Source organism: Clostridium sp. DSM 17811 (genome assembly GCF_018861905.1).
In the GTDB taxonomy this organism is placed as follows: Bacteria; Bacillota; Clostridia; order Clostridiales; family Clostridiaceae; genus Clostridium_AD; species Clostridium_AD frigoriphilum.
The window spans coordinates 1-7,376 of record NZ_JAHLDU010000058.1 but is presented as its reverse complement, the minus strand read 5'-3'; the positions used below and the strand labels follow the sequence as shown (position 1 = coordinate 7,376).

The following is a 7,376-nucleotide window of genomic DNA, read 5'->3' as shown; positions in this document are numbered from 1 at the left end:
CCACCAATTATGATTAAATCATATTCTTGCATATTTATTCCTCCAATTTATAAAGATTGTTTATTCGTTCCGGTTAGTAAAATAGAATTTCCACCTGATTTTGTAACTTCGCAGAGTGGTATATTAAGTTCTTTAGCTAGAATGTCTACAACTTTTGTTGAACAAAAACCTGATTGGCATCTGCCCATTCCGGCTCTTGTACGAAGCTTAACTCCATCAAGTGTTTTTGCTCCAAGAGGTCTTCTTATAGCATCTAAGATTTCACCTTCTGTTACAGTTTCACATCTACAGATAACTGTTCCATACTCAGGTATTTCCTTAATTATTGCTTTTCGTTCTTCATTAGACATTTCTCTGAATTTTCTTATGCCTTTTCTTATTGGATTAAATTTTAAATTCTTTTCAGGACTTAGTTTATTTGTTATCATATCCACTACCATTACAGCGATACTTGGTGCACTGCTTAATCCTGGAGATGCAATTGATGCGACATTAATAAAGTTTTTAGCATCAGCTGCTTCTTCAATTATAAAATCATCTGATTCAGTATGAGCTCTATTTCCTGAGAATGAAGTTATAACCATATTCATAGGAAACGGCATTTGGATGCTTAATTGAGCTTTGGCAATGATATCATCAATGCCTTCGCGAGTTGTATCTAAATTTGTTTTGTCTTCTAAGTCAACAGCATTAGGTCCAATTAATAGGTTGCCATCAACCGTTGGTGTAACTAGAACTCCTTTTCCAAGATTAGTTGGAAGTTGAAAAATAGTATTTTTTATTAGAGATCCAGCAGTTCTGTCAAATAAAACATATTCACCTCGTCTTGGTATTATATTGATTTTGTTCTTGCTAACCATATTATTCATTTCGCCTGAAAATAAACCGGCGGCATTTATTATCATTTTTGTTTCAATATCGCCTTTATTAGTTTTAATAATATATCCATTTGAGTTTTTTTCTATATTTTCAACGTTAGTTTCAAATTTAAATTCCACACCGTTGTTATATGAATTTTCAGCTAGTGCAATAGTCATTTCGTATGGACAAACTATTCCTCCTGTTGGAGCATAAAGTGCACCAACACATTTCTCAGTTACATTTGGTTCCATTTTTCTAACAGCATCACCATCAATAATTACTAAATCAGGTACTCCATTTAGTTTACCTTGTTCTAGTAAATGGTCAAGATCCGGCATATTCTTCTTGTCGAAACAAAGAACCAAAGAACCATTTCTCTTAAATGGAAAATCTAATTCCTTTGCAAGATCCGTAAACATTGCATTACCTTTTGCATTTAATTTTCCCTTCAAAGTACTTGGCTTAGCATCAAAACCACCATGTACAATTGCGCTGTTTGCTTTTGTTGTACCAGAAGCAACATCACTAGATCTTTCAAGCACACATGTTTTTACATTATATTTAGATAACTCTCTTGATATTGAGCAGCCAATAACACCTGCACCAATAATAGTTACGTCAAACATCATTTAACCTCCTAATTACGCAAAAAAAGAGAACCTTGATTAATAGGTATAAAATACCCACACATCAAGGCTCTCTAATCTCCGCCTTTAATTATTTACTAATTTATTAGATTTTAGCATAATATATATAATAAAACAAGTATTAATTTAAACGTTTTCAAAGAAAATAGTAATTTTTGTGGTAAACGTAAACCTAATGGCGTACCCTCAACGTTTATTCTGTCATATAAAAACAAACATATTATAAATAATATTTTTATAATGTGTTTGTTAAGCATTTAATCTAAATTCTAATAATATATTTCATCAAGTATACTGTAGACGAACACTTACAATGTTCCAGTCTTCCGGAAAATGCCTTGCAATATTTGATTTTGAGGTCTCGGTAAAATAGCCGACTATAAGAATCTTCACTTCTAAACCACCTTTCATGCTCTATACCATGCTTCGAAGAAAACCCGTTTGATGTTTGAAATTACAAGCTCGGCATCTTTTCAGTCATACGATATATCCATGAACTATCTCGGAAACCCTCATTTCACTGGCTTCAAGCTCTTTGTTTTCCATTGCCAAAGTCCTCATTTTAAACATTACAGAAGAGCTTAATAATAGCAAAATAAGTTTCCCATAAAGCTGACATTGAAACCGTTCTATTTTAACTTGTTTTACAGCATGTATATGAAATACGGATTTCCATGTTTTAAAAATTATTTCTATTTGACAACGCAAGGCATATAGCTCATAGACTTGTTTCGCACTTAAAACTTCTTGCTCAATATTTGTTATATACATAGATATTCCTAATAATTCAATCGTATTATCGCTTTTTTTTATACCTTTCTTTTTAGCATTCTTTTTACTTTTTTCGACCTTTTTTTCAATTGCTCATTTGTTAGTTTATATAAAAGGCTTTTCTTTTTTCTATGTCCAAAAAATCTTCAAAGTTGAAATATCCAAGATCTCTTAAAATAAGATCCCAAACTTTGATATTCTCTCTTATTTTGCTCCCAAAAGTATTGTCACTTCCAGAGCCTGGTCCTACTTGCATATTAAGAAGATTTCCGGATTTCAATTCATATTCTAGTTGTATTTTTACACCTGAAGCTTGAGAACATCCACCAGAGCCAGGATAAATATCTTTATAATTTTCTGGTACTTGAAAAGCAGCATAAACAAACAAATCCCCATGCGCTAGTTTTACTTTTTCTTTTTACAAAACCTGTCTCTCTCGCAACTTCTTCAATCTCTTCTTTTGAAAAACAGAGTTTAAGTTCATCTGCAAAAAGCTTTATATCTCTATCAAGTTTTGATTTTTTTCCTTCTGTCATATATAATTCCCCCCCCACGGTGTCGTTTTATTGTCTCTCTAATAATAACATTTTTACAAATGGGGGGCTTTATTTTTATAGAGTGTTCTTAGCTTGATGGCTATGTTGCCGTACCCCAGTAGGAACCTTAAAACCTCTTCATAAAGGTAAATGTACTTTACGTAGATATTCGTAATTGTTTTGTTATACTTTTTTAGTATTGGTATAGTAACGGAACGAAAAACTGGAATAGGGAACATAAAATTCAAACAAAAGCGTCATAAACTGTTATAGTTTATGACGCTTGCGATTTTTGGTTGTATTTAGTGTTTCTTTATGTACGCCTAGTTTTTAACTCCAATTGATACATTGTGTCTCCGTTGGTGTTCCCATACAGGTTACAATTACTTATTGTTTTTGCTTGGTGTAAAATGTGAAATTATTTCGCCACCTACATATAATAAAATTAAAACTATTACAAAATAAATTATATTATTGAATCCTTTTAAATATTTATTTGTAATAAATATTATAAAAAAATACCAAACTAGAGTTAAAACTAAACCTAATATAGTTGTTCTAGGTTTCATTTGTTATTCTCCTTTCAGTACTAATACCCACCTGGGTATTGATATCCAGTTTTAAGATTTGAACCCATTAAATTCGACTTAGCCCATATTGTATAATAAACCCCTGGTTTCAAACTTATGGTACTAGCAATTATCCCTGCAACGTAACCTAAAAGTTTTGTTGGTAATGTTGGGAAGTAATGTCCTAATACGATAGCCACTGCTCCTGTTCCGTACTTGGCACTAGCTTTTGCTGATATATCTATGGTCTGCATCATACTTCTGCTTAAACGAAGTCCATATCCCCACCAATAAACGTTGAACGCTGTTACACCTTCATAGCTAGCTGCACTCGTAGTACTAATAGCCGAAGCTTTGGGTAAAATATTAACAGGCAAAATGTTAATAACATTTTTATTTACATTTGTAGATTTATCTTTAGTCAATGTTCCAAGTTTATCATTTGATTGTTTAATACTTTCCTTGATTTTTGCTAATTCTGATATTGAAATTTTATTTTGAACACTAATAGGTAATTTTTACACAAATTTATTGTTTTCTACAACTATATATTTGTCTACCTTGTCAATACTAGATTGACTTAATGTGTTTGTCTTGATTGGGGTAACTGCCGTTGTAGTGCTAGTAGTATCCTGAATTGAAGTCTTATTATTTAATGTAGAATTGGTATTTGTAGTTGCAAAAGCAATAGTACTACTCCCGACTACACTACAAACTAAACATAATGCAATTAGTTTTTTATGCATATTAATATTCACTCCTTCGTTTATAATATTTTTTGGGAAATATAAGTTATTTATCCCTCAATTAGCATGTTATTATATTAAAGTTTATAATACAACTCAAAAAACATGAAGCATCTATTTTACGACATGAAACGACATTCTGTAATTTTTATATTGGTATTTTATTAACTTGTTTTAAGGTTATTATTTAATACTGTTGGTGTGATTCATAGAAAGACCCCTATGATTTATAAGAAAATAAACCAGTTTAAAAAGGTATACTTTGTGACACTTGCTTATATATATACTTTTTGCAGTTCAAATATACAACAAATTAACATTTGAAACGTTTCAATTAACGTGTAAAGCTTTTGAAACAGATTTATAATTGTTATAAATCTATTTGAAGGAGTTATCTAATATAAGAAGTTTTTTTATGCAAGAGTAAGTAGTAAGGATCAATCTCTAGAAAGACAAATTAATTCAGCTAAAGAAATGAAAATAGAAGATGACTATATTTTTATCGAAAAAGCTAGTGGTAAAGCCAAAGTACGTTAAATGCATAAATACGAACTTTCCTGTATAATTAGGATATAATTTAAAAGTGAGGTAATAAACATTATGCTTAATAAAAAAAACAGTAGCATTAACTCAATAGCAATACAAAAGTATTGTTAAAATAATAAAAAAAGGTAGTTGTAGAATATGGATATAAATAAATTGACTTCTTTAATTATATTTATGTTAATAATAAAGATAATTTTTTCAATTAGATTTTTAATGCAAAAGATATATTTTAGCAAATTCGCTTTGCTCATAAAATCCCCCGGGGCACATGAACAAATTGTAACCACAATTTATTTTGCTAAAATATGTACTCATATTTATCTTGATAATATTACAAAAAATAAACTAAGCCTGAACTTATAATATGAAATGTATCTCAGGCCAACATGTTCTCTTTTGAGATGCATAGGTATGAATTAGCACATCAAATAGTGTGTATTTTGCAAATCCATTATTTTAATGCAATACCAATAGGTCGAAGGAGTATTCACTATAGCACTTTATTATATTGTATGTTTTTACAGATTTTAAATCTTAAAAATCCTTCATATGGATTTACATTATTAATAGTATAATTAAGTAAATATATTAATGCTTTAATAAGATATTGTAATTAATGGAGGGTGTTAAATGAATAATGGTTTTGAAAGTTATCAGCTGATTTTATTATCAAAGGAATATCTGAGGGAATTATATAATTGGAATATTGCAGAAAAACATTATGAACAATTTACATGTAGACCATTAAGATCAAAAAAATCATATGATGAATACGTTAATAAAATGATGGATTCAATTAATAGTATAAAAGAGAAAACTTATATATTAGTAAAAAAAGATAATAACGGTATCCCTTTGGGAAAAATTGAATTATTTGATTATAATCCAAGAAATCATAGTGCTGAATTTGGATATTATTTACCTAAACATAATAGAAATAAGGGGTTAGGCAGTATTATATTAGAGCAGTTTATAAGCATCTCATTTGCAGATAGTGATTATAATTTAAACAAGTTATATGCTACTACAGCTTCAAATAATATTCCTTCAATAAAACTTTTGGAGAAGTATAAATTTAGATTAGACGGAAAGTTAAGAGAACATTATTGGATTAATGAAAGTAAATATGACCAATGTGTTTATTCTATTTTAAAATCTGAATTGATAGAAAATCATGCATAAATGGAGTGTATATTCTCAATTAGACACCTTTTATGCAGTAAAATAAAGACTTATTGCATATTAAAAGAGCATGAATGAGGGTATAGGCTAATTAGAGGCATCTATTAAACGTCGTGAAATCTACTTTTCACGTCATTTCTTATGTATTATAATGTTTTTAAAGGATTGTAAATCTATCCAATAAGGAAGTGAAAAAATTATGGATTCATTAAAACTTATAAAATTTACAAATGAACACACTATACTTATTAAAAAATGGGAAAGTACTAATGAATTATGTAAATATTTATCGCATACACAACCAAAATATTTAAGAGAATCTAATTTGGAAGAGGAAAAACATACATTGTTTTTTATGATTGAGTTTAATAAAGAACTAGTTGGTGCTACATGGTTGGAGAATATAACAGAAAATGATGCAACGCTAGGAATATATATTGCTCTTACTAATTATCGTAGAAAAGGTGTTGGTAGTGGCGTAATAAAACTGTTGATTGATATGGCTTTTAAAGATATCAATCTTAAAAAATTATATTTACATGTTCGAGAAAAAAATGTTAATGCAATTAAATGTTATGAAAAGTGTGGTTTTATAATCTCAAAAGAATATCCAAAATCACATTTCCCTGATTCCTCTTATCAAGGCATGTATCAAATGACTTTAACTAATCAAAAACTCAATTAATCAACTTATCTATATGGGGTATGGCTCGCAATTTGTGCAAAAGTACCGTTAAGAAAATTTGACTAACATTTAAGTAAATATATAGTAAATGTAGTGGGTTTCCTAAAAATTTTAATGTAATAAAATACAACAAATATTACATTAGGTAATCAGCTGTTAACCCTTGATAATACTTAATTATCAAAGGAGCTAAAGCTAATTTAAATTAAGTTTATAGTTTTAATGTAATGTTTTAGTCCAAACGCTCACTAAAATATTACATTAATAATTTACTACATAAAAATATATCTTAGAGTATATTAAAAAGCCTTATTCAGCATTACGTTTTACATTAACTTGAAAATGTGTTAATTAAATTTTCTTACCGTGACTTTTGCACGAAAAGAGAGCACTACCCCTTAAAGGATAAACATATCGAAGATATTCAGCAGTTGAAAGAGAAGGCTAGTATAACAATGGATAAGGCATTACTAAAACTACAAAAGGAGCAACAGGAACAGTTAAGCCAAAATCAATTAAAATATAATGAAGAGATACAAGAATATCAAAGTAAATATAAATCACTATTAGAAGAACTGGAGAAGAAGAAACCAACTCCAAGAGTTAAAAAAATACGGTAAAAACAGTACTAAAAAATATAGATGACTATGCAAGCAATCCTACATAATACTGGATAATCCCAATTCATTAAAAAATTTCAAAAAAACAAAAGGGAGCAAATTAAATGATATGCTCCCCTTATGGTAGACAGTTAAATAATAAAACTGTTTACTATAAGGAGAGCTATTTTTTATGGGAAGAAAATCAATTATCTCAGACCAACAAAAAATCAA

The 7,376-nt window shown here is 29.2% G+C and carries 10 protein-coding genes and 1 pseudogene; 4 read left to right on the top strand and 7 right to left on the bottom strand.

Translation table 11 applies throughout. The features are described from left to right. Nucleotides 1–47: 47 nt before the first annotated feature. The 7 genes from KPL44_RS24665 to KPL44_RS24635 form a co-directional block, all read right to left on the bottom strand. Entirely contained in the window at nt 48–1,487 is a 1,440-nt protein-coding gene (locus KPL44_RS24665; RefSeq protein ID WP_216255994.1) for an NAD(P)/FAD-dependent oxidoreductase, read from the bottom strand. A 498-nt stretch (nt 1,488–1,985) separates the two neighbouring features. Beyond that, nucleotides 1,986–2,300 (bottom strand): transposase, encoded by a 315-nt coding sequence (locus tag KPL44_RS24660; RefSeq protein ID WP_331703124.1) that lies wholly within the window; start codon nt 2,298–2,300, stop codon nt 1,986–1,988. A gap of 79 nt (nt 2,301–2,379) precedes the next feature. Beyond that, complete coding sequence (locus KPL44_RS24655; RefSeq protein WP_216255990.1) at nt 2,380–2,667, bottom strand: transposase; 288 nt, start codon at nt 2,665–2,667, stop codon at nt 2,380–2,382. Beyond that, the gene (locus KPL44_RS24650) at nt 2,627–2,815 is read right to left on the bottom strand and encodes a hypothetical protein (RefSeq protein WP_216255986.1); all 189 of its coding nucleotides are present in this window, start codon (nt 2,813–2,815) and stop codon (nt 2,627–2,629) included. Before KPL44_RS24650 ends, KPL44_RS24655 begins: the two co-directional genes overlap by 41 nt. 383 nt (nt 2,816–3,198) lie before the next feature. Continuing rightward, nucleotides 3,199–3,384, bottom strand: a complete 186-nt coding sequence (locus KPL44_RS24645) for a hypothetical protein (RefSeq protein WP_216255984.1) — start codon at nt 3,382–3,384, stop codon at nt 3,199–3,201. Between the two features lie 20 nt (nt 3,385–3,404). Then, nucleotides 3,405–3,809 carry a hypothetical protein gene (locus KPL44_RS24640; protein ID WP_216255982.1) on the bottom strand — a complete coding sequence of 135 codons (405 nt, stop codon included), beginning with the start codon at nt 3,807–3,809 and terminating at the stop codon, nt 3,405–3,407. A gap of 93 nt (nt 3,810–3,902) precedes the next feature. Beyond that, nucleotides 3,903–4,130 (bottom strand): hypothetical protein, encoded by a 228-nt coding sequence (locus tag KPL44_RS24635; protein ID WP_216255981.1) that lies wholly within the window; start codon nt 4,128–4,130, stop codon nt 3,903–3,905. A 420-nt stretch (nt 4,131–4,550) separates the two neighbouring features. Between KPL44_RS24635 and KPL44_RS26160 the strand changes: the two are divergent. The 4 genes and pseudogenes from KPL44_RS26160 to KPL44_RS24615 all read left to right on the top strand — a co-directional run. Continuing rightward, nucleotides 4,551–4,667, top strand: a pseudogene (locus KPL44_RS26160) (hypothetical protein); the annotation flags it as partial. A 639-nt stretch (nt 4,668–5,306) separates the two neighbouring features. Next, a complete protein-coding gene (locus KPL44_RS24625) occupies nt 5,307–5,858 on the top strand; it encodes a GNAT family N-acetyltransferase (RefSeq protein WP_216255978.1) in 552 nt (183 codons plus the stop codon). Nucleotides 5,859–6,057: 199 nt separating this feature from the next. Beyond that, on the top strand, nt 6,058–6,543 hold the full coding sequence (locus KPL44_RS24620; RefSeq protein ID WP_216255976.1) for a GNAT family N-acetyltransferase: 486 nt from the start codon (nt 6,058–6,060) through the stop codon (nt 6,541–6,543). Between the two features lie 455 nt (nt 6,544–6,998). Further along, the gene (locus tag KPL44_RS24615) at nt 6,999–7,163 is read left to right on the top strand and encodes a hypothetical protein (RefSeq protein WP_216255974.1); all 165 of its coding nucleotides are present in this window, start codon (nt 6,999–7,001) and stop codon (nt 7,161–7,163) included. Nucleotides 7,164–7,376: the final 213 nt, after the last annotated feature.

Excerpts from the sequence above, each read along its gene's own strand:
- KPL44_RS24635 (WP_216255981.1), bottom strand. The coding sequence starts at position 4,130 with ATGCATAAAAAACTAATTGCATTATGTTTAGTTTGTAGTGTAGTCGGG.
- KPL44_RS24650 (WP_216255986.1), bottom strand. The coding sequence starts at position 2,815 with ATGACAGAAGGAAAAAAATCAAAACTTGATAGAGATATAAAGCTTTTT.
- KPL44_RS24620 (WP_216255976.1), top strand. The coding sequence starts at position 6,058 with ATGGATTCATTAAAACTTATAAAATTTACAAATGAACACACTATACTT.
- KPL44_RS24615 (WP_216255974.1), top strand. The coding sequence starts at position 6,999 with ATGGATAAGGCATTACTAAAACTACAAAAGGAGCAACAGGAACAGTTA.
- KPL44_RS24625 (WP_216255978.1), top strand. The coding sequence starts at position 5,307 with ATGAATAATGGTTTTGAAAGTTATCAGCTGATTTTATTATCAAAGGAA.
- KPL44_RS24665 (WP_216255994.1), bottom strand. The coding sequence starts at position 1,487 with ATGTTTGACGTAACTATTATTGGTGCAGGTGTTATTGGCTGCTCAATA.
- KPL44_RS24645 (WP_216255984.1), bottom strand. The coding sequence starts at position 3,384 with ATGAAACCTAGAACAACTATATTAGGTTTAGTTTTAACTCTAGTTTGG.